The 20267-nt window shown below is 69.8% G+C and carries 14 protein-coding genes and 1 tRNA gene; 12 read left to right on the top strand and 3 right to left on the bottom strand.

The window, feature by feature from the left end:
* Nucleotides 1–140: 140 nt before the first annotated feature.
* Nucleotides 141–1592, top strand: a complete 1452-nt coding sequence (locus V2S05_RS07245; protein WP_413634568.1) for a helix-turn-helix domain-containing protein — start codon at nt 141–143, stop codon at nt 1590–1592.
* A gap of 10 nt (nt 1593–1602) precedes the next feature.
* Here V2S05_RS07245 and V2S05_RS07240 read toward each other — a convergent pair whose 3' ends face one another.
* Nucleotides 1603–3108: a helix-turn-helix domain-containing protein gene (locus V2S05_RS07240; protein WP_413634567.1), complete on the bottom strand. Its 1506-nt coding sequence runs from the start codon at nt 3106–3108 to the stop codon at nt 1603–1605.
* Nucleotides 3109–3205: 97 nt separating this feature from the next.
* Here V2S05_RS07240 and gabT point away from each other — a divergent pair, with 97 nt between their 5' ends.
* The 8 genes from gabT to poxB all read left to right on the top strand — a co-directional run bounded on the left by gabT (nt 3206) and on the right by poxB (nt 13692).
* Nucleotides 3206–4564 carry a 4-aminobutyrate--2-oxoglutarate transaminase gene (gene gabT / locus V2S05_RS07235; protein WP_413634566.1) on the top strand — a complete coding sequence of 453 codons (1359 nt, stop codon included), beginning with the start codon at nt 3206–3208 and terminating at the stop codon, nt 4562–4564.
* A gap of 86 nt (nt 4565–4650) precedes the next feature.
* The gene (locus V2S05_RS07230) at nt 4651–6030 is read left to right on the top strand and encodes a flavin monoamine oxidase family protein (RefSeq protein ID WP_413634565.1); all 1380 of its coding nucleotides are present in this window, start codon (nt 4651–4653) and stop codon (nt 6028–6030) included.
* Nucleotides 6027–6920 carry a universal stress protein gene (locus V2S05_RS07225; protein WP_413634564.1) on the top strand — a complete coding sequence of 298 codons (894 nt, stop codon included), beginning with the start codon at nt 6027–6029 and terminating at the stop codon, nt 6918–6920. Before V2S05_RS07230 ends, V2S05_RS07225 begins: the two co-directional genes overlap by 4 nt.
* Entirely contained in the window at nt 6920–8485 is a 1566-nt protein-coding gene (locus tag V2S05_RS07220) for an APC family permease (RefSeq protein ID WP_413634563.1), read from the top strand. Before V2S05_RS07225 ends, V2S05_RS07220 begins: the two co-directional genes overlap by 1 nt.
* A 23-nt stretch (nt 8486–8508) precedes the next feature.
* A complete protein-coding gene (locus tag V2S05_RS07215; RefSeq protein ID WP_413634562.1) occupies nt 8509–9984 on the top strand; it encodes an NAD-dependent succinate-semialdehyde dehydrogenase in 1476 nt (491 codons plus the stop codon).
* 61 nt (nt 9985–10045) lie between these two features.
* Nucleotides 10046–11407 (top strand): NAD-dependent succinate-semialdehyde dehydrogenase, encoded by a 1362-nt coding sequence (locus V2S05_RS07210; protein ID WP_271639552.1) that lies wholly within the window; start codon nt 10046–10048, stop codon nt 11405–11407.
* 99 nt (nt 11408–11506) lie between these two features.
* Nucleotides 11507–11941: a pyridoxamine 5'-phosphate oxidase family protein gene (locus tag V2S05_RS07205; protein WP_413634561.1), complete on the top strand. Its 435-nt coding sequence runs from the start codon at nt 11507–11509 to the stop codon at nt 11939–11941.
* 26 nt (nt 11942–11967) lie between these two features.
* Nucleotides 11968–13692 (top strand): ubiquinone-dependent pyruvate dehydrogenase, encoded by a 1725-nt coding sequence (gene poxB / locus V2S05_RS07200; RefSeq protein ID WP_071643838.1) that lies wholly within the window; start codon nt 11968–11970, stop codon nt 13690–13692.
* Nucleotides 13693–13823: 131 nt separating this feature from the next.
* On the opposite strand, the gene V2S05_RS07195 is transcribed toward poxB, so the two are convergent.
* Entirely contained in the window at nt 13824–16619 is a 2796-nt protein-coding gene (locus V2S05_RS07195) for a hypothetical protein (RefSeq protein WP_413634560.1), read from the bottom strand.
* The gene (locus tag V2S05_RS07190) at nt 16619–18463 is read right to left on the bottom strand and encodes an HSP90 family protein (protein WP_413634559.1); all 1845 of its coding nucleotides are present in this window, start codon (nt 18461–18463) and stop codon (nt 16619–16621) included. Before V2S05_RS07190 ends, V2S05_RS07195 begins: the two co-directional genes overlap by 1 nt.
* Nucleotides 18464–18661: 198 nt before the next feature.
* Here V2S05_RS07190 and V2S05_RS07185 point away from each other — a divergent pair.
* The 3 genes from V2S05_RS07185 (at nt 18662) to nusG (ending at nt 20099) form a co-directional block, all read left to right on the top strand.
* Nucleotides 18662–18734, top strand: a tRNA-Trp gene (locus tag V2S05_RS07185).
* Nucleotides 18735–18770: 36 nt separating this feature from the next.
* Complete coding sequence (gene secE / locus V2S05_RS07180) at nt 18771–19040, top strand: preprotein translocase subunit SecE (RefSeq protein WP_271639558.1); 270 nt, start codon at nt 18771–18773, stop codon at nt 19038–19040.
* 57 nt (nt 19041–19097) lie between these two features.
* The gene (gene nusG / locus V2S05_RS07175; RefSeq protein WP_413634558.1) at nt 19098–20099 is read left to right on the top strand and encodes a transcription termination/antitermination protein NusG; all 1002 of its coding nucleotides are present in this window, start codon (nt 19098–19100) and stop codon (nt 20097–20099) included.
* Nucleotides 20100–20267 lie beyond the last annotated feature (168 nt).

Raw genomic sequence — 20267 nt, 5'->3', positions numbered from 1 at the left:
GATCTGTCTCCTCCGTGAGATGTGCGGTCGGCCCGGGAAACCGGGCTTTGAGACCACTGTGGGTGAAGAACGCCGGAGCGCTTGACCATTCCGGGGGAGAAGTTCGGCCAGATTTCTGTTTCTGTGACAGACTGCTTCCCATGACCCCGGATCAGGATCACGACGGCTCCGATGCGCTGACCATCGGCCGGCGCATCCGCCAGCTGCGCACCGCGCAGGGCATGACGCTGGAAGAGCTCGCGACACGCATCGACCGTGCGCCCAGTCAGGTGTCGATGTTCGAGACCGGCAAGCGGGAACCGAAGCTCACCCTGCTGCAGACGATCGCGAAGGTGCTCGGCACCAGCCTCGATGGCCTGCTCGAGGGCGAGCCGCTCGACGAGAGGGCTACGAAGGAGATCGCCCTCGAGCGCGCCATGAAGGGGCAGACGTTCCGCGCCCTTGGCATCCCCGCATTCCGGATCGGGAAGTCCCTGTCGGATGACGCGATCGATGCGATGCTCGCGCTGCACGGCGAGATCGAGCGACTGCGCGACGAGCGCGCGGCGACCCCGGAGGAGGCGCGTCGCGCCAACCTCGAGCTGCGTCACCTGATGCGCACACAGGACAACTACTTCGCCGATCTCGAGGCGCAGGCCCGCGAGATCCTCGACGCCGTCGACCACCCAGGGGGGCCGCTCACGCAGCGCACCGCGTCTGAGATCGCCGCGCACCTCGGCTTCACCCTGCACTACGCGTCCGACCTGCCGCAGTCGACCCGCAGCGTCGCCGACCTCGCGCACGGCCGGCTGTATCTCTCGAGCAGCATTCCCGCCAAGGGCGACGCGCGCACGGCCGTGCTGCAGGCGCTGTCGAGCCGCATCCTCGGTCACTCGGAGCCGCGCAGCTACGCCGAGTTCCTGCGCCAGCGCGTCGAGACGAACTACCTCACCGGCGCCCTGCTCGTGCCCGAATCCCACGTCGTGCCGGTGCTGCAGGACGCCAAGGAGCGACGCGCCATCTCCATCGAAGACGTCCGCGACGCGTACTCGGTCTCGTACGAGACCGCCGCCCACCGCTTCACCAACCTGGCGACCCGGCACCTCGGCATCCCGGTTCATTTCCTCAAGGTGCACGAGTCGGGAACCATCACCAAGGCGTACGAGAACGACGACGTGAACTTCCCGACCGACCGCCTCGGCTCGATCGAGGGGCAGATGTGCTGCCGCCGGTGGACGAGCCGCGAGGTGTTCGACGTCGACGACCGGTTCAACCCGTACTACCAGTACACCGACACGGGCAACGGCACCTACTGGTGCACGGCGCGCGTCGAGCCGTCGAGCGAGGGCCTGCACTCGGTGAGCGTGGGTGTGCGCTTCGACGACACGAAATGGTTCGTCGGCCGCGACACGCCCAACCGCGGCGTGTCGAAGCACTCCGTCGAGACGTGCTGCCGGCGCGCGCCCGCCGAGCTCGAGCAGCGCTGGCGCGACCAGGCCTGGCCGAACGTGCGCACCCCGCGCACCCTGCTCGCGACGCTGCCGACCGGATCGTTCCCGGGCGTCGACACGACGGATGTGTACGAGTTCCTCGAGGCGCACGCACCGCGCTGAGTTCGCGCAGTCACCCGGCCGCACGCAGCGTCGCCCACAGCTCCGCGCGAGCGGGGAAGGACGACAGATCGCTGCCGAGCAGCGTCGCGGCCTGCGCGATGCGGCTGCGAAGAGTGTGCCGGTGGATGCCGAGAGCCGCCGCGGTCTGCTCGCCGCGGGCGTCGTGCTCGAGCCAGGTACGCAGGGTCCGCTCGAGCTCGGCGCCCGTAGTGGCGTCGTGCGCGCGCAGCGGTGCGAGCCTGGTGCGGGCCAGCGTGCGCATCTCGGCCGAGACGAGGGCGTCGAGCACCCCGCCGGATTCGACGTCGTGGTAGCCGATCACCCCTCCGCCGCCGGCACGCTGCAGAGCGGTCGTGGCCTGCGCATGCGCGTGCGAGAATGCGGCGTACTCTGCGGGCTCGGATACGCCGATCCGGATGCCGAAGCGCTCCGCCACCTGATCGAGCAGCCCTCGCGACGATGCGCCGAGGCATATCGTCAGTCCGTCGGCATCCTCCCCGACGAATGAGACGGTGCCGCCTACCGACCGCTGCCGCTCGAACCAGCCGACGATCGCATCGACCGGCGCGTCGGCGGCGGTCGCCACGACCATCGGCGCGGGAGGCAGCGCGCCGAGGGTGCGCCGGGCGAGGGTGGGATCATCCGCACGCAGCGAGGCGAGCAGCTGGGTGTGCATCCTGCGGCGGCCGCGGGCGAGCTGCTCGCTCTGCTCGAGCGCCAGGCCTGCCATGGCGATCGCCGTGGTGATGACGGCGCGCGCCTCGGCATCGATGGGGCTGAGGTCGACGGCGATCACCCCCTTCAGCTGCGAGCTGCGGCCGAGGGTGAAGAGCGTCACGGTGCCGTCGGCCACGTCGAGCGAGCGCGTCGCGGTCGTTCCCCTGCCCAGCAGGTCGGCGACGGCGTCCGCGACGGCTTCCGCACCGCGGACGAGAGCGGACGGATGCTCCTGAGCGATCGTCCCGCTCGAATCGAACAGCCCCACCCAGCAGCCGAGCCGCCGAGCGAGCTCCGCGAGCGTGGCCTCCAGCCCCCGCGGACGCAGGGCCGCCACGGCCAGAGCCCGTTGCACCTCCAGCGCCCAGGTGCGTCGCGCATACGCGTGCGAGGCCATCGCCTCCGCGTGCGCGCGGGCGACCGCGATGAAGGGGATGTCGTAGGGCACATCGAACAGGGCGAGTCCCGCCGTCGCACACGCGACGACGAGCTCGTCGGGCGGTCCCACCCGGTGCACACCCGAGCCGAAACCCAGCGCTCGCACGCCGCGGCGCACGAGACGGGCGACGTAGTCGGCGACCCCACGCTCGTCGTGCTCGGCGAACTGGCTGCCCGCGGTCATCAGCACCAGATCGTCGGCGAGGAACGGCGTGGGATCGACGAGGTCGGAGCTGTGCACACCGCGAACGGGCAGGTCGAGCGATCCGAGGGCGAGGGAGTCCTCGGCGGATACCAGGCTCAATCGCAGATCCGCGCGCCCGAGCAGTGTGCGCAGCGTGGGCGGGGCGGCGATCTCCACCGATGTCTCCTCGTTCTTGTACGGTACGGCGAAAGCGTATTCAGAAGTGTACGCTCCGGCGAGTGCATCCGGCCGAACCGAGTCGTAGCCTCGCCTCATGACCCTCATCGACGAGACCTCCACGATTCCCGCAGGCGGACCGACCCTCGAGCAGGTCCGTCGCATCGTCACAGAACTCCCCGGGCCGCGCTCGGCGGCGATCCTCGCCCGCAAGGCCGACGCGGTCGCGTCGGGGGTCGCGCACTCCATGCCCGTCTCGGTCGTCGCCGCGGGCGGCGGCGTCGTCGTCGACGCCGACGGCAACTCGCTCATCGACCTCGGCTCGGGAATCGCCGTGACCAGTGTCGGCAACGCGCACCCGAAGGTCGCGGCCGCCGTCGCGGCGCAGGCCGCGCAGTTCACCCACACCTGCTTCATGGTCTCGCCGTACGAGTCGTACGTCGACGTCGCCGAGGCGCTCAACCGCCTCACGCCGGGCGACTTCGCCAAGAAGACCGCCCTGTTCAACTCCGGCGCGGAGGCCGTCGAGAACGCCATCAAGATCGCCCGCAAGCACACCGGCCGCCAGGCGGTGGTCGCCTTCGACCACGGCTATCACGGCCGCACCAACCTCACCATGGCGCTCACCGCAAAGGCGATGCCGTACAAGGCCGGCTTCGGTCCGTTCGCGCCCGAGGTCTACCGCGTGCCCGGCTCGTACCCGTACCGTGACGGCCTGACCGGCGCCGAGGCGGCCGAGCGCGCCATCACCCTCATCGAGAAGCAGATCGGGGCAGACAGCCTGGCCGCCGTGATCATCGAGCCGATCCAGGGTGAGGGCGGGTTCATCGTCCCCGCCGACGGGTTCCTCGATGCCGTCGTCGCCTGGTGCCGCGACAACGGCGTGGTCTTCATCGCCGATGAGGTGCAGACGGGCTTCGCCCGCACCGGCGCGATGTTCGCCAGCGAGATCTTCGGCATCGAGCCCGACCTGGTCACCACCGCCAAGGGCATCGCCGCCGGTCTCCCGCTCGCCGGCGTCACCGGCCGCGCCGAGATCATGGACGCGGCGCATGCGGGCGGCCTCGGCGGCACCTACGGCGGCAACCCGATCGCCTGCGCCGCAGCGCTCGCCGCGATCGACGCCTTCGAGAACGACGGCCTCATCGAACGCGCCCGCCAGATCGGCGAGGTGCTCACCACGCGCCTGGGGGCGATGCGCGACAGCGACGCCCGACTGGGCGACATCCGCGGGCACGGCGCCATGATCGCCGTCGAGTTCGTCGACGCCGAGACGGGCGCTCCCGATGCCGCGCTGACCGCAGCGGTCGCCAAGGCCTGCGTCGCCGAGGGCGTCATCATCCTCACCTGCGGCACGTTCGGCAATGTCATCCGCTTCCTGCCGCCGCTGTCGATCGGCGACGACCTGCTGAACGAGGGCCTCGACGTCCTCGCCACCGCACTCGAGCGCGCCTGAGACGGTCGGCCGCGACCCTGGTCGGGGGATCAGGGGTCGCGGCCGACACATTCCCGACGAACATTCCGCATCAAAGGAGATCACCCATGGCAGAGCATGAGATCACGCGCGACGTCGTCATCGTCGGCGCGGGAGCCGCCGGCACCACCGCGGCGAACGAGCTGCGCAGGGCCGGCCTGTCGGTGGCCGTGCTCGAGGCGCGGGACCGCGTGGGCGGGCGCCTGTGGACCGACACGATCGAGGGCGCGATGCTCGAGATCGGCGGGCAGTGGGTCTCGCCCGATCAGGATGCCCTGAAGGAGACGATCGTCGAGCTCGGCCTCGAGACCTTCGACCGCTACCGCGAGGGCGACAGCGTCTACGTCGGCCCCGACGGCACGCTGCACCGCTTCACCGGTGAGATGTTCCCCGTCTCTGAAGAGACCGAGGCGACGATCGCGGAGATCACCGAGCGCCTCGACGCGATGGTCGCCGAGATCGATCCCGACCGTCCGTGGGAGCACCCGAACGCCGCCGAGTGGGACGCGATCACCTGGGATGCCTGGCTGCGCCAGCAGACCGACGACGACGAGGCCGTGCGCAACCTCGCGTTCGCCACCGGATCCGCCATGCTCACCAAGCCGACCCACGCGTTCTCCCTGCTGCAGTCGCTGCTGATGGCCGCCTCGGCCGGCTCGTACTCGAACCTCGTCGACGCCGATTTCATCCTCGACAAGCGGGTCGTGGGAGGCCTCCAGCAGGTTCCGCTGCTGCTCGCCGAGCGGCTCGGCGACGACGTGTTCCTGAACCAGCCGGTGCGCACCCTGGAGTGGTCGGAGGGGGGAGTCGTCGCGCACGCCGACGGCATGATCGTCCGCGCCAGGCACGCGATCCTCGCGCACGCACCCGTGCTGTACGACCGCATCTCGTTCGTGCCACCGCTGCCTCGCCGCCAGCACCAGCTGCACCAGCACCTCTCGATGGGCTTCGTGATCAAGGTGCACGCCGTCTACGACCGCCCGTTCTGGCGCGAGCAGGGCCTCAGCGGCACCGCGTTCAGCCCGTACGAGCTCTCTCACGAGGCGTACGACAACACCAACCACGGCGATGAGCGCGGCACGCTGGTCGGCTTCGTCAGCGACCAGAACGCCGACGACCTGTTCACCCTGAGCGCCGAGGAGCGCAAGGAGCGCATCCTCGAGTCGCTGTCGCACTACTACGGCCCCGAGGCGAAGAACCCGGTGGTGTACTACGAGAGCGACTGGGGCAGCGAGGAGTGGACACGCGGCGCCTACGCCGCGAGTTTCGACATGGGCGGTCTGCACCGCTACGGCGCCGATCTGCGCGCCGCCGTCGGTCCGATCCACTTCGCCTGCAGCGACATGGCGGGCGCCGGGTACCAGCACGTCGACGGCGCGATCCGGATGGGTCGGCTCGCCGCCGCGCAGATCCTCGAGAAGGCCGGCGCCGAGGTCGTTGAGGCATGACCGGGTCGATCGTCGTCGGCTACACGGCGACGGATGCCGGGGCCGACGCCCTCGCTCTCGGGGCGAGGCTGGCGCGCAGCATCGACGCGCACCTCGAACTCGTCATCGTTCTTCCGCCGGAAGGCACCCGCAGCTCGGGGGTGGTCCCGCCGGAGCGTGCCTTCGAGGCGCACGTGCGCGGCCAGGCCGAGGAATGGCTGCGAGCGGCCGTCGCCCAGGTGCCCGCCGACATCCGCTGCCTCGGACACGTGCGCTTCAACGAGTCCTTCGCCGAGGGCATCATCGCCGCCGGTGAGGAATTCGACGCGCGCCTCATCGTCGTGGGCGCCGGAAACGGCTCCACCCTCGGCCGACACCGGCTCGGTTCGGTGGCATCCGAGCTCGTGCACTCCTCGCCCATCCCCGTCGCCCTGGCACCTGCCGGCTCGCACCGCGACACCGACGCCGGAATGCCGATCCCTCGGGTGACCGCGGCGGTCGGCACCCGCGCCGGCGCCGATGCCCTGCTCGACGCCGCCGTCGAGCTCGCCACCGCAGCCCGCGGCACCCTGCGCCTCGTCTCGCTCGTGCCCTTCGACGTGCCCACCGGCCTCGACACCGGGGCGATCACCCTGGCGCAGGACGCGCACGGAGAGGACGTGCTCGCCCAGGTGCGGGCATCCCTTCCCGAGGGCGTCGCCGTCGAGGTCGAGCGCGCCGCAGGAGACAGCGTCGAAGATGCCGTTGCGCACCTGCGCTGGCATCCGGGAGAGGTCGTCATGGTCGGCTCCAGCCGTCTCGCCCAGCCCCGTCGTCTCTTCCTCGGCTCGACAGCGGCGAAGATGCTGCACGAGCTGCCCGTCCCCATGATCGTCGTCCCGCGCACCCGCGCCGAAGCAGGAGAACGTTGATGTCCAGCACCGATCGGGCGATGGCGCCCGACTCCGGAGTAACGACCGGAATCTCCCGCAAGGGCCTGAGCGTCGGCACCGTCGGCGTTCTCGGCGCCCTCGTGATGGGCATATCGTGCATCGCCCCGGCCTACACCTACACCGCCGGCATCGGCGGCGCGGTGGGCGCCGTCGGGTTCCAGGTGCCCGCGATCCTGCTGCTCGGATTCATCCCGATGCTGCTCGTCGCCTTCGGATACCGCGAGCTCAACAAGGCCATGCCCGATTCGGGCACGAGCTTCACCTGGGCCACCCGTGCGTTCGGTCCGTACGTCGGATGGATGGCAGGGTGGGGCCTGATCGTCGCGACGATCCTCGTGCTGTCGAATCTCGCCGGCATCGCCGTGGACTTCCTCTTCCTGCTGATCGCGCAGATCTCAGGCAACGACGAGATCGCGTCGATCACGCGCAACCCGTTCGTGAACGTCGCGGTGTGCCTGATCTTCGTCGCCCTCGCCACCTGGGTGTCGTATCGCGACGTGTCGACCTCGCAGAAGCTTCAGTACGGCCTCGTCGCGTTCCAGGTCGCGATCCTCGTGCTCTTCGCCGTGATGGCGATCGTCGAGACCGTGCAGGGCGGCGCGTTCGAGGCGAACCTGCCCGAGCTCGCGTGGTTCAACCCGTTCGAGATCCAGGGCGGGCTCTCGATGATCGTGATGGGTCTGTCGGCATCCGTCTTCATGTTCTGGGGCTGGGACGTCACCCTCACGATGAACGAGGAGGCGAAGGACCCCGAGCGCACGCCCGGCCGCGCCGCGATGCTCACGGTGGTCTCGATCATCGCCATCTACCTGATGCTCACCATCAGCAGCCTGATGTACTCGGGCATCGGCGACGAGGGCCTGGGCCTGACGAACGAGGACATCGGGGGCAACGTGTTCTTCGCGCTGTCGGGACCGGTGATGGGCGGCCTCGCCTTCCTGCTCTCCCTCGCCGTGCTCACCTCGTCGGCGTCGTCGCTGCAGTCGACGTTCATCTCGCCCGCACGCACCCTGCTCGCGATGGGCCACTATGGCGCGATGCCGAAGAAGTTCGCGCGCGTCAACCCGCGCTTCTTCACCCCGGGCTACGCCACGATAGCGTCGGCGTTCGTCGCGGGCGGGTTCTACGCCGTGATGCGCTTCCTCAGCGAGGACGCCCTGTGGGACACGATCCTCGCGCTCGGCATGATGATCTGCTTCTACTACGGCATCACGGCGCTGTCGTGCGTGTGGTACTTCCGTCGTCAGTGGTTCGACTCGGGCAAGGACTTCTTCTTCAAGTTCGCCAGTCCGCTCGTCGGCGGCATCATCCTGCTGGTCCTCTTCGTGATCACGGCGATCGACAGCCTCGCGCCCGACTACGGGTCGATCGCGATCGGCGTCGATGCGAACGGCGAGGGCGGCATCGGCATCGTGTTCTTCATCGGCGTCGGCCTGCTGGTCTTCGGCGCGGTGCTGATGCTCGTGCAGCGGATCTTCGCCCCCGCCTTCTTCCGCGGTGAGACGCTGGGTGTGGATGCCCCGCCCAGCGCCCGCCGGCGCTGACCATCCCTTCCTACAGAATCGAGATGAATATGACACTCGCATCGAACGAGCAGGAACTCCTCTCCCGCGTACCCGGCGGCCTCTTCATCGGCGGGCAGTGGACGGATGCCGAAGAGGGGCGCACCTTCGACGTGCGCGACCCCGCGACCAACGAGGTGATCGCCTCGATCGCCGACGCGACGCCGGCCGACGGCATCCGTGCCCTGGACGCGGCCGTCGGGGCTCAGGATGCCTGGGCCGCGACAGCGCCGCGCACCCGGAGCGACATCCTGCGTCGCGCCTTCGACCTCGTGCAGCAGCACAAGGAGGACCTCGCGCTGCTGATGACCCTCGAGATGGGCAAGCCGCTCGCCGAGGCGCGCGGCGAGGTGGTCTACGGCGGTGAGTTCCTGCGCTGGTTCAGCGAGGAGGCCGTGCGCATCTCCGGCCGCTACGGCAGCAATCCCGAGGGCACCGGACAGATGATCGTCTCGCAGCGCCCGGTGGGCCCGTCGTTCTTCGTCACGCCGTGGAACTTCCCGTTCGCGATGGCGACTCGCAAGATCGCGCCCGCGCTCGCCGCCGGCTGCACGGTCGTCATCAAGCCCCCGGCGCTGACCCCGCTGACCACCATCTTCTTCACGAAGCTGCTGGAAGAGGCGGGTCTGCCCGCCGGTGTCGTCAACGTCGTGCAGACCTCGCGCTCGGGCGCGCTGTCCGGTCCGATCATCGCCGACCCGCGCCTGCGCAAGCTGTCGTTCACCGGATCGACCGAGGTGGGTCGCAAGCTCATCGCGCAGGCTGCCGACGGCATCCTGCGCGTGTCGATGGAGCTGGGCGGCAACGCGCCGTTCGTCGTCTTCGAGGACGCGGATCTCGATAAGGCGGTCGACGGCGCGATGGCGGCGAAGTTCCGCAACATCGGCCAGGCGTGCACCGCAGCCAACCGCTTCATCGTGCACCAGGACGTCGCCGAGGAGTTCGGCCGCCGGGTCGCCGAGCGTGTGCAGGCGATGAAGATCGGTCGCGGCACCGAAGACGGCGTGGCCATCGGCCCGCTGATCGACGAGGACGCCGTCGCCAAGGCGGAGGAGCTGGTGGGCGACGCCGTCGATCGCGGCGCCCGCGTGCTGGCCGGCGGCAAGGCGCTGGAGGGCACCGGCACCTTCTACGAGCCCACCGTGCTCACCGAGGTGGTCGCGGGCAGCGCGATCCTGCGCGAGGAGATCTTCGGACCCGTGCTCGCCATCGCGACCTTCGCCGATGAGGCCGAGGCCGTGCGTCTGGCGAACGACACCGAGTACGGCCTGGTGTCGTACGTGTTCACCGAGGATCTCGCCCGCGGGCACCGGATGATCGATGCGCTGGAGACGGGCATGATGGGCTTGAACGTGGGCGTGGTCTCCAACGCCGCGGCTCCCTTCGGCGGCGTGAAGCAGTCCGGCGTCGGCCGTGAGGGCGGCGCCGAGGGCATCCACGAGTACCTGTCGACCAAGTACACACTGATTCCCAACAGCTGACCCGCGTGGTGGGCCCTCGGCATCGTCGAGGGCCCACCAGCGCATTACGAGAGGAACCGACATGACCGACTACGCCGTCGTCAATCCGGCCACCGGCGAGACCGTCGCCGGCTACGACACCGCCACCGACGAGCAGATCGAGCAGGCGATCGCCGCCGCGGCCTCGGCCGCGAAGGTGTGGGGCGCGACCGCTCCGGCCGACCGCGCCGCGGTGATCCGCCGCATCGCCGAGCTGCACCGTGAGCGCAAGGACGAGCTGGGCGCGATCATCGTCCGCGAGATGGGCAAGCCGATCGCCGCCGCCGTCGGCGAGGTCGAGTTCGCCGCCGACATCATCGAGTACTACGCCGACAACATCGACGTGATCACGGCCGATCAGCCGCTCGACATCGTCGGCGAGGGGACCGCCGTCGTGCGCCGCGCCCCGCTCGGTGCGCTGCTCGGCATCATGCCGTGGAACTTCCCGGCGTACCAGGTGGCCCGCTTCGCGGCTCCGAACCTGGCGATCGGCAACACGATCATCCTCAAGCACGCTCCGCAGTGCCCGGAGTCGGCTGCGGCGATCGAGGCCATCTATCGCGATGCGGGTCTTCCCGAAGGGGCGTACGTGAACGTGTACGCCACCAATGAGCAGGCGGCGAAGATCATCGCCGACCCGCGCGTGCACGGCGTCTCGGTCACCGGCTCCGAGCGCGCCGGCGCTGCCGTCGCCGAGGTCGCCGGTCGCAACCTCAAGAAGGTCGCGCTCGAGCTGGGAGGGTCTGACCCGTTCATCGTGCTCTCGACCGACGACCTCGACTCCGTCGTGCAGCTCGCCGTCGACGCCCGCCTCGACAACAACGGACAGTCCTGCAACGGCGCGAAGCGCTTCGTGATCGTCGACGAGCTGTACGACGAGTTCACCTCGAAGTTCGTGGCGTCGCTCGCCGCCGTCTCCGCCGAGGACCCGACGCAGGAGGACACGGTGCTCGGCCCGCTGTCGTCCCTCGCGGCCGCGGAGCGTCTGCAGGAGCAGATCGACACGGCGATCGCGCAGGGGGCGACCCTGCTGACCGGCGGCACCCGGGAGGGCGCCTTCTTCGCACCGACGGTGCTCGCCGATGTGACGCCCGAGATGGATGTCTACGGCGAAGAGCTCTTCGGCCCGGCCGCGGTCGTGTACCGCGTCGCCGACGAGGACGCCGCCGTCGAGCTCGCCAATGACACGACCTTCGGTCTCGGCTCGTACGTGTTCACGACCGATCCCGAGCAGGCGGATCGAGTCGCGAACCGCATCGAGGCCGGCATGGTCTACGTGAACATCGCGCTCGCCGACAGCCCCGAGCTGCCCTTCGGCGGTGTGAAGCGCAGCGGCACCTCGCGCGAGCTCGGGCTGCTCGCAGCCGACGAGTTCGTCAACAAGAAGCTCATCCGCACGGCCTGAGCGTCCCCTGCACTCCTTCCGACGCGGTACGGGCAGCATTCGCCCGTACCGCGTCGCCGTCTTCAGGGATACTCTCGAAACAGGCGGAAGGAGCGCGTCATGAGCACCGAGGATCCGGTCATCCGGCTGAGCGAAGAGGAATGCTGGCAGCGGCTCAGAGGCGCCGAGCTGGGTCGTCTGGTGACCCGGGTCGGCGACGTGATCGACATCTTCCCGATCAACTTCGTCACCGACGGCGCCTCGATCGTCTTCCGCACCGCCGAGGGCAGCAAGCTCGTCGAGCTGACCGTCAACGACGAGGTGCTCTTCGAGGTCGACGATCACACGGATGCCGACGCCTGGAGCGTCGTCGTGCGAGGCAGCGCGCACACGCTGGACACCCTGGATGAGCGCGAAGCGGCCGAGCAGCTCGGGCTGAAGCCGTGGGTGCCTACCCTCAAGTACATCTACGTGCGCATCCGGCCGACGTCGGTGAGCGGACGCGCCTTCTCGCGCACGGGAGAGCCGGAGCGCTACGGGGTCGCCGAGTACTAATCCGCGGGCGGGCGTAGGGTCGAGGCATGACGACCGTCGCTGAGAACATGGTCCGCACGCTTCGCGCCAACGGCATCGACCGGGTCTACGGCATCCCGGGCGACTCGCTCAACGGCTTCACCGACGCGCTCCGCAAGGACGGCGCCATCCGCTGGGTGCATGTGAGACACGAGGAGTCTGCGGCGTTCGCCGCGGCTGCCGATGCCGCGCTCACAGGTGACCTCGCCGTGGTCGCCGGATCCTGCGGCCCGGGCAACCTGCACCTCATCAACGGACTCTACGACGCGAACCGGTCTCGGGTGCCCGTGCTCGCGATCGCCGCCCACATCCCCACGGTCGAGATCGGCACCGGGTACTTCCAGGAGACCCACCCGCAGGAGCTGTTCCGCGAGTCGAGCGTGTACGTGGAGTACGTCGCCGACCCGACGCAGATGCCGCGCCTGATGGAGATCGCGATGCGCGCGGCGATCGAGCAGCGCGGCGTGGCGGTGCTGGTGATCCCGGGAGACGTCGCCCTCGCCGAGATCGCCGACGACCGCGCCGTCGTCATCCCGCGCACGAATCCCGTGATCACCCCGAGCCCGGCAGAGCTCGAGCAGGCGGCCACGCTGCTCAACGGCACGCGGAAGGTGACCATCCTCGCCGGAGCCGGAGTCGAGGGTGCGCACGACGAGGTCGTCGCTCTGGCAGACCGGCTCGCCGCGCCGATCGTGCACGCGCTGCGGGGCAAGGAGCACATCGAGTACGACAATCCGTTCGACGTCGGGATGACCGGCCTGCTCGGCTTCGCGTCCGGGTTCCGTGCGATGGAGGCGGCCGACGTCCTCCTCGTGCTCGGGTCGGACTTTCCGTACACGCAGTTCTACCCCGAGCGCGCGACGACGATCCAGGTCGACATCCGCGGCTCGCAGCTCGGGCGCAGGCATCCGCTCGATCTCGGCCTCGTCGGCGATGTGAAGGCCACCGTCGGTGCGCTGCTGCCGCGGCTGGCCGAGAAGAGCGATCGCTCGCACCTCGACGACGCCGTCGCGCACTACCGCAAGACGCGGGCGAAGCTGGATGAGCTGGCCGTGCCGGCTCGCGGCAAGGCGCCGATCCACCCGCAGTACCTCGCCCGGCTGATCGATGAGGCTGCGGCGTCGGATGCCATCTTCACGGCGGATGTCGGCTCGCCGACGGTCTGGGCGGCGCGCTACTTCTCGATGACGGAGCGTCGGCGGCTGATCGGCTCGTTCACCCACGGCTCGATGGCGAACGCGATCATGCACGCGATCGGTGCGCAGACCGCGAGGCCCGATCAGCAGGTGATCGCCCTCGCCGGAGACGGGGGACTCGCGATGATGCTCGGCGAGCTGATCACGATCACCCAGAACCGGCTGCCCGTGAAGGTGGTCGTGGTGAACAACTCGTCACTGAACTTCGTCGAGCTCGAGATGAAGGCAGCCGGGTTCGTCACCTACGGCACCGACCTGGACAACCCCGACTTCGCGGCGGTCGCGTCGGCGCTGGGCATCTTCGCGCGCCGGGTCGAGCGGTCGGAGGATCTGCTGGATGCGGTGGCCGAGGTGCTCGCACACGACGGGCCGGCCCTGCTGGACGTGGTCACCGAGCGGCAGGAGCTTTCGATGCCGCCGTCGGTCAGCGCCGAGCAGGTGAAGGGCTTCGCCCTGTACGCGATCCGGACAGTCATGTCGGGACGTGGCGATGAGCTGCTCGACCTCGCCAAGGCCAACTGGCGTCAGCTGTTCTGAGCCGCTCCGCCGTCTGGCGCACCTTGTCGTTCGCTGCGGGGCGTCGGCTGTGCGCCTGGTCCGGCTGTTCTTCCTGCCCGGTCCGCCTGTACGCCCGGATGCCGGATGCCGGTAGCCGGATGCCCCGCGACCTACTCGTCCAGCAGCGCGCGCACCTGCGCGGCGTCTCCGGTGCGGCCGAGCTTCTCGAGCACGTCGCCGAGCTCAAGGGCGGCGACCTGACGCATCGGAGGCATGTCCGAGGCACGGTCGAGCACGCTGCGGTAGAGCGGCACGGCGTCGTCGAGGCGATCAGCCTCGGCGAGCGTGCGGGCGGCGAACAGCTCCGAACCGCCGGCTGATGCGGGATCCCCTACAGCGGCGAAGCCGTCGGCCGCGGTCAGCAGCGCAGCGATCGCCTCGTCGATGCGGTCGAACTCGAGCAGCGCGCGCCCGCGCGAGTCGGTGACGTCGGCGATCAGCCAGTCCGCCTCGTGCTCGACCGCCAGGGCCCGCACCTCGTCGAACAGCGCGAACGCCCGCTCGTCCCGAGCACCGCCGTACGACTGCCCGAGGTTGTGCAGCACTTCGACGATCGCACCGATCGCGTCGGTGGGACGCACCAGCTCGGCCGCCTGCTCGAGAAGCTCGCGGGCGTCGGAGTGCTCGCCGAAGCGCGCGAGGATCTTGGCCTGCTCGGTGAGCACGAGCGCCTGCTCGGCGGGCTCCTCCGCCTCGGCGTGCAGCTCGGCCGCGTACCCGTACGCGCCCATCGCCTGGCCGTACTCCTCCGCGGCGGCGAGGGCGCGGCCCAGCACGCCCGCGGTCATCGCGCGCGACGCCGCGGACGCTCCACTGCTCTCCTCGCGCTGCAGCACATCGCCGAGCAGCTCGGCGGCCTCGGCGGCGAGACCGGCCCCGAGCATCGCCCGCCCGAGGCGGAACTCGGCACCGCTGACGTCGGCGCCGCGCCCGCTCATCAGACGGATCACCGCACGGTAGCGCGGCATGGCCCGATCGGGGTGCCCGGCGTCATCCCACAGCGCGCCGGCGAGCATCTGCGCCTCCGCCAAGGCGGAGGCCGCTCCCAGGGTGGTGAGGATGCCGGCCGCGGCGTCCGCGTCGGCGGCGCCCTCCTCGAGCCGCCCGGCACCGCCGTGCAGTCGCGCCCGCACCTCGAGCAGGCGCGCGCGCTGCCCGGGGTTCAGATCGTCATCGGCCAGCAGCGACTGCAGCAGCTCGTCCGCCTGCTCGATCTCGCCCTGACCCACGAACGCCATCGCGCGCAGCATCCGGCTCGCCGCGACCAGACGCCCGTCCCCGGCTTCGGCGAAGCAGACGGCGGCGTGCTCGGTGAGCTCGACGGCACCGTCGGGGTCGTCACCTCTCAACCGCAGCGCCGCCAGCGTCAGCGCGACGTCGCCGCGCGACCAGGAGGGCAGCCGTCCGGCATCCGCCCACTCCTGCTCGAGGCCGGCGTGGTCGCCGACCTCGGTGCGTCCGTACAGCGCGAGCCCGCGGCGTCCCTCCAACTCGGCCTGCTCAGAGTGCCCGGCTTCCCGCAGCGTCGCCGCACGCAGCGGCATCAGCGCCTCGGCCGCGTCCCACTCCGCCAGCGACACGTGCGCGCCGATCCGCAGCCCGAGCAGGCGCGCCCGCTGCTCGGCGTCCACGAGCTCGCCGACGCGATCGGCAGCGGCCAGCGCATCGCGCTCCGAGCCGTACGCGGCCAGCGCCAGCGCTCGTTCGTACCATCCCTCGGCATCCTGCGGTTCGGGCGACGGCGTCTCGACCGCGAACACGTCCGACCGGATCGGCACGTCCCAGCGCGCATCCGCCAGCATCCGCATCCGGGCACGGCGCTGCGCGTGCCAGTCCGAGCCGTCCCGCGCGTCGAACTCGGCGCCGATGCGGTCGGCGGCCGCGCCGGCGGCGCGCGCCAGGGCGGATGCCGTCCATGCACCCTCTCGCGCGCCGAAGAACGGCTCGAGCGCGGCGGCCTCGGCCGCGCGCACGGTCGCCGTGCCATGACCGACCGCCGTCACGCGGTCAAGGGCGAAGGCGATCGCCGACAGCATCGCGAAATGACCGTCGACGTTCAGCTGGTCGTGAGCGAGCCAGTGCAGGTGCCGTTCGACCAGCGACAGGGCGCGCGCCTCGTTGCCCGTGACCGCGGCGAACACGATGTGGTTCGCGACGATGCCGAGGTTGTCGGGATTGTCCTTCGCGAGCCGGTAACTGCGCAGATGCGCCGCCCTGGCCTCGTCGAGACGGCCGGTGCGCAGATACGGCAGCAGCACGCGCGACAGGGCGTGCTCGGGCTCCTCGCCGCACGAGAAGCCGCCCTCGATCATCTCCTCGACCAGACGGATCGCCTGCTCGTCGCGATCGGTGGCGGCGAAGAACCCGGCGTTCTGACTGCGTCCGCACGCATCGCAGTGGCTGTAGTCGTCGCGCGGAGTCGTCTCGAGCAGGCCGCGCAGTCGTTCGGCGTCTTCGATCCGGCCCGACGCCCAGGCATCCTCGAAGCGGGCGGTCAGCACCCCGCTCATGCCGATCCCGGCGCGACGGTAGTGCGCCTCCATGTCGTCGAGCACGGCAGCGATCTGCTCGCTCGAGAAGGCCGGCGAGGCGCGCAGCGTGGCGGCCATCCACTTGAACTGCCACATCAGGTCGGCGGCGCCGTTGTCGATGTCGAGGGGGAACCGCTGCGAATCAGCGTCATGGTGCGCGAGGCACCACGCGAACGAATTCAGCATCACGTCGGTCAGGCCGCCCATGTTCGCCGAGGCCGTCTGGCGCATGCGCGCCTGGTACTCGAGATGCTCGTCGCCGATCTCCTGCGCGAGGGCCACGGCCTCGGCGGTGAGGGCCTGCTCGTGCCTGCCCCAGGGCGTGCTGTCGATCTCGTCGAGCAGCTGCTGGAATCGCGTCGTCGGGTCGGTCATCAGGGCTCCTCGGTGAGAGGACCCGGCAGGTCGAGTCCGTCGAAGGGGAAGTCGTCGCGCACCCCGGCCGACAGCGCGACGAGGTCGGTCAGCGCCGTGGTCATCAAGGCTCGATCCGCGTCGGACAGCGGGTGGTGACCGGCGAGCAGCGCCTGGATGTACAGCAGCTGCACCGTGCGCGCGAACACCGCGTCGTCGTCGACCCCGACGAGGGTGCGCACCACCCGATTCGACCAGTTCAGGCACAGCCGCGCGCGCATGTCGTCGTCGCTCGCACCGCCGACCGTGTCGTCGACCCTCGACAGCACGCCGCCCCACAGTCCGCCGGCGATGCCCTTCGTGCGGCCGCGATCGATCGCGCGCAGCACGCGCGGATCGGCGACGTACAGTCCGGTGAGGTCTGCGCGGTCGATCGCGCGCACGGTCACCGCGCATCCGGATCCGGCGAGCACCGCTCCCGCTCGCGCCTCCAGCGTGATCGCCGCGTCCCGGTCGTCGAGCGGGGGCGGATCGAGTCGCTCGAGCTCACCTGTGACGTCGATCTGCTCGACCGTGACATCGGGGAACAGCGTGGGCAGGTCGGCGATGAGATCAGCGTCGTACAGATAGCCGCCGTTGACCAGCACCTCGGATGCCGGGATGATGCCCGCCACCTGGCGGAACTCGTCCACCGTGCGCGCATAGCGGATGTGGCGGTGCCGCTCGACGAGATCGCCGATGCGAACGCTGCCGTGGGCGGTCTCGACGGTCAGCCAGCGCGTGATGAAACGGGCGAGCTCCTCGTCATGGCGCACGAGCGACTTCAGCCCGAGCTCATGAACCGCGACGAACTGGGTGAGCAGGTGCGGGGCGGTGAGCCCCAGCTCGAGCACCCAGCGGCGGATGCCCGCACCCAGCTGCTCGCGGACGTGCTCGAGGGCGGCATCCTCGACCAGCGACTCGCGGCTGGCCGTGGGGGAGAGACCTGTCGAGTCCACGACGGCGCGCACGAAGAACGCCCAGTCGGGCAGAACCTCCGCAGAGCGCTCGGCGAGCAGCATCCGGCCGAGATAGGTCCGCGTCGCCTGGCGCAGATTGGGCGGCGGTGCGAACGGGAGCACGTAGGCGAGGCCGCGGGTGCCGGTGGCAGGCTCCGAGATCTCGATGACGTCCATCGGGGTCGCGCCGATCAGGTCGCGACCGTAGGCGAGAGCCTCGTCCGCGTCGCCCTCGCCGAGGAACGGCGCGGGGCGGGTCACGTCGACGTCGCCACCCGGCATCCCGATCGTGACCCGCACCGGCAGGAACTCGCCGAAGTCCCGCGCGAGCTGCGCGACCGCGGCGGGGCGCAGCAGATCGGCGTGCTCGAATCGCGGGGTCAGGTGCACGCTGGTGCCGATCGGCACCTCCTCCTCGAGTTCGACGACCTGGAACGTGCCGTCGGAGCTGCCCGTCCACTCCACGCCCGCGCCGCCGCGCGCACTGCGTGAGCGGATCACGATGCGATCCGAGACCATGAAGCAGCTCAGCAGCCCGATGCCGAACTGCCCGAGATAGTCGCTGCGGGGCATGTCGAAGATGTCGCGCTTGGAGCTGCGGCCCACGGTCGCGAGCAGATCGGCGACCTCGGTCGCGGTCAGGCCCACCCCGTCGTCACGCAGCACGAACTCGCCTCCGTCGTCGGTGAGCGGCGTGATCCGGATGCCGGTGCCGCCGCCGTCCACCTCGGAGCGGGCGGCGATGGCATCCCGCGCGTTCTGCAGCAGCTCGCGCAGGTACACGCGCGGGCCGGAGTAGATGTGCCGGCTCAGCAGATCGACGACTCCGCGAAGATCCACCTGGAACTGCTGCACATCCGCGCCCACTGCGCCCCTCTCGTCGCCTGCCTGCGCCGGTCGGGACCGGCTGCATCCAGTCTGCCCGACGCTCGCGACTCACGCGGGCGTCGAGGCCGGTTCGGCCGACGGTTCCGGATGCCGTACACTTGAGGGGCAGTTGTCTGCATCCTTCACCGTGCCCCAGGGTCGCGGCGGGGAGGCGGACCCAGAGGCCGACCGGTCTCTAGGGCGGTAGCTCAATTGGCAGAGCAGCGGTCTCCAAAACCGCAGGTTGCAGGTTCGATTCCTGTCCGCCCTGCGCGTCAGCGCATGCTGGCTCACGAAAGGTACGTGCATGGACCAGGACGACGTTCGCGGCGACATCGCCGCCTCGGGCACCTACGCCCTGCGCGACAGCAAGCTCGGCTTCTTCGGACGCATCGCCCTGTTCTTCCGCCAGGTCATCAGCGAACTTCGCAAGGTCGTCACGCCGACCCGCAAGGAACTCGCCAAGTTCACCACCGTGGTGTTCGTTTTCGTGCTGATCGTCATGGGACTGGTCTACGGACTCGACTGGGTCTTCGGAACGGGAGCGCACTACGTCTTCGGAGTTCCGCTGAGCTGATCAACCCACTTCGACGGCCCCGTCCACGGGCCATCGCAGCGATTGGAAAGAAGCAGAGTGTCTGACAAGTATTCCGACGACGCCGACTGGGCGACCGCCGCTGAGCAGTCCAGCGAAGAGGACGAGGCCCAGGAGGGCAACATCCTCGCCGAGCAGGAGCAGTCGTCCTCGGCAGCCGAGCACACCGCTCTGCACATCGAGGGTGAGAACGGCGCGGAGTACGACGACACCGACGACATCGAGATCCAAGACCCGGAGGCGGACGCGATCGTGAACGACGCTCTGAACCTGGACGAAGCGGCTGAGTCTGAAGCAGCCGCCGAGGTCCTCAACGACGCTGTGGCGGAGGAGTCCGCCGAGGCCGAGTCGGCTGCCGCCGAAGAGGTCACCCCGTACGACGGACCCGAGGTCGACGAGGCCGACAGCGCCGTCGAGGAGGACCCGTACGAGGCGTTCCGCATGGACCTGCGGATGCTGCCGGGCAAGTGGTACGTCATCCACTCCTATGCCGGCTTCGAGCGCAAGGTGAAGGCCAACATCGAGCAGCGCAAGTCGACGCTCGAGGTCGAGGACGACATCTACCAGATCGAGGTCCCCATGGAGGACGTCGTCGAGATCAAGAACGGCCAGCGCAAGATGGTCAACCGCGTGCGCATCCCCGGCTACGTGCTGGTGCGCATGGAGCTCAACGAGGACACCTGGTCGGTCGTGCGCCACACGCCGGGTGTGACCGGCTTCGTGGGCAACGCTCACAACCCCACCCCGCTGCGCTTCGAAGAGGCGTTCAACATGCTGAAGTCGCTGGTCGAGGTGAAGGACGTCCCCACCGCGAAGTCCATCGCAGCCAAGGGCGGCGTCGCCGTCGCCCGTCCGATGGCGGCCGAGGTCGACTTCGAGGTCGGCGAGACCATCACCATCAAGGAGGGCTCGTTCGCGGGTCTTCCCGGAACGATCAGCGAGATCAACGCCGCCAGCGGCAAGCTCACCGTCCTCGTGTCGCTCTTCGAGCGCGAGACCCCGGTGGAGCTGTCGTTCGAGCAGGTCACCAAGATGCTCTGACATCTTCGAATGGGCCGCTGAGCCCATCGAGCACAGCGCCCCGCCGGCTGGTCCGGCGGGGCGCTCTGCGTACGGTAGAATGTTGTGGTTTGTGCACTTCTTCGATGGGCTCCTGAGCCTGTCGAAGGACACCGCGCCCCGGAGATGCCGGGGAAGCGGGAGAGAGCG

Source organism: Microbacterium sp. OR16 (genome assembly GCF_047306725.1).
Taxonomy (GTDB): domain Bacteria; phylum Actinomycetota; class Actinomycetes; order Actinomycetales; family Microbacteriaceae; genus Microbacterium.
This window is presented reverse-complemented; position numbering and strand designations above follow the sequence as displayed.

What these genes read in the sequence shown, in the direction of transcription:
- V2S05_RS07245 (WP_413634568.1), top strand. Translation starts at nt 141, where the DNA reads ATGACCCCGGATCAGGATCACGACGGCTCCGATGCGCTGACCATCGGC.
- gabT (WP_413634566.1), top strand. Translation starts at nt 3,206, where the DNA reads ATGACCCTCATCGACGAGACCTCCACGATTCCCGCAGGCGGACCGACC.
- V2S05_RS07230 (WP_413634565.1), top strand. Translation starts at nt 4,651, where the DNA reads ATGGCAGAGCATGAGATCACGCGCGACGTCGTCATCGTCGGCGCGGGA.
- V2S05_RS07225 (WP_413634564.1), top strand. Translation starts at nt 6,027, where the DNA reads ATGACCGGGTCGATCGTCGTCGGCTACACGGCGACGGATGCCGGGGCC.
- V2S05_RS07220 (WP_413634563.1), top strand. Translation starts at nt 6,920, where the DNA reads ATGTCCAGCACCGATCGGGCGATGGCGCCCGACTCCGGAGTAACGACC.
- V2S05_RS07215 (WP_413634562.1), top strand. Translation starts at nt 8,509, where the DNA reads ATGAATATGACACTCGCATCGAACGAGCAGGAACTCCTCTCCCGCGTA.
- V2S05_RS07210 (WP_271639552.1), top strand. Translation starts at nt 10,046, where the DNA reads ATGACCGACTACGCCGTCGTCAATCCGGCCACCGGCGAGACCGTCGCC.
- V2S05_RS07205 (WP_413634561.1), top strand. Translation starts at nt 11,507, where the DNA reads ATGAGCACCGAGGATCCGGTCATCCGGCTGAGCGAAGAGGAATGCTGG.
- poxB (WP_071643838.1), top strand. Translation starts at nt 11,968, where the DNA reads ATGACGACCGTCGCTGAGAACATGGTCCGCACGCTTCGCGCCAACGGC.
- V2S05_RS07195 (WP_413634560.1), bottom strand. Translation starts at nt 16,619, where the DNA reads ATGACCGACCCGACGACGCGATTCCAGCAGCTGCTCGACGAGATCGAC.
- secE (WP_271639558.1), top strand. Translation starts at nt 18,771, where the DNA reads ATGGACCAGGACGACGTTCGCGGCGACATCGCCGCCTCGGGCACCTAC.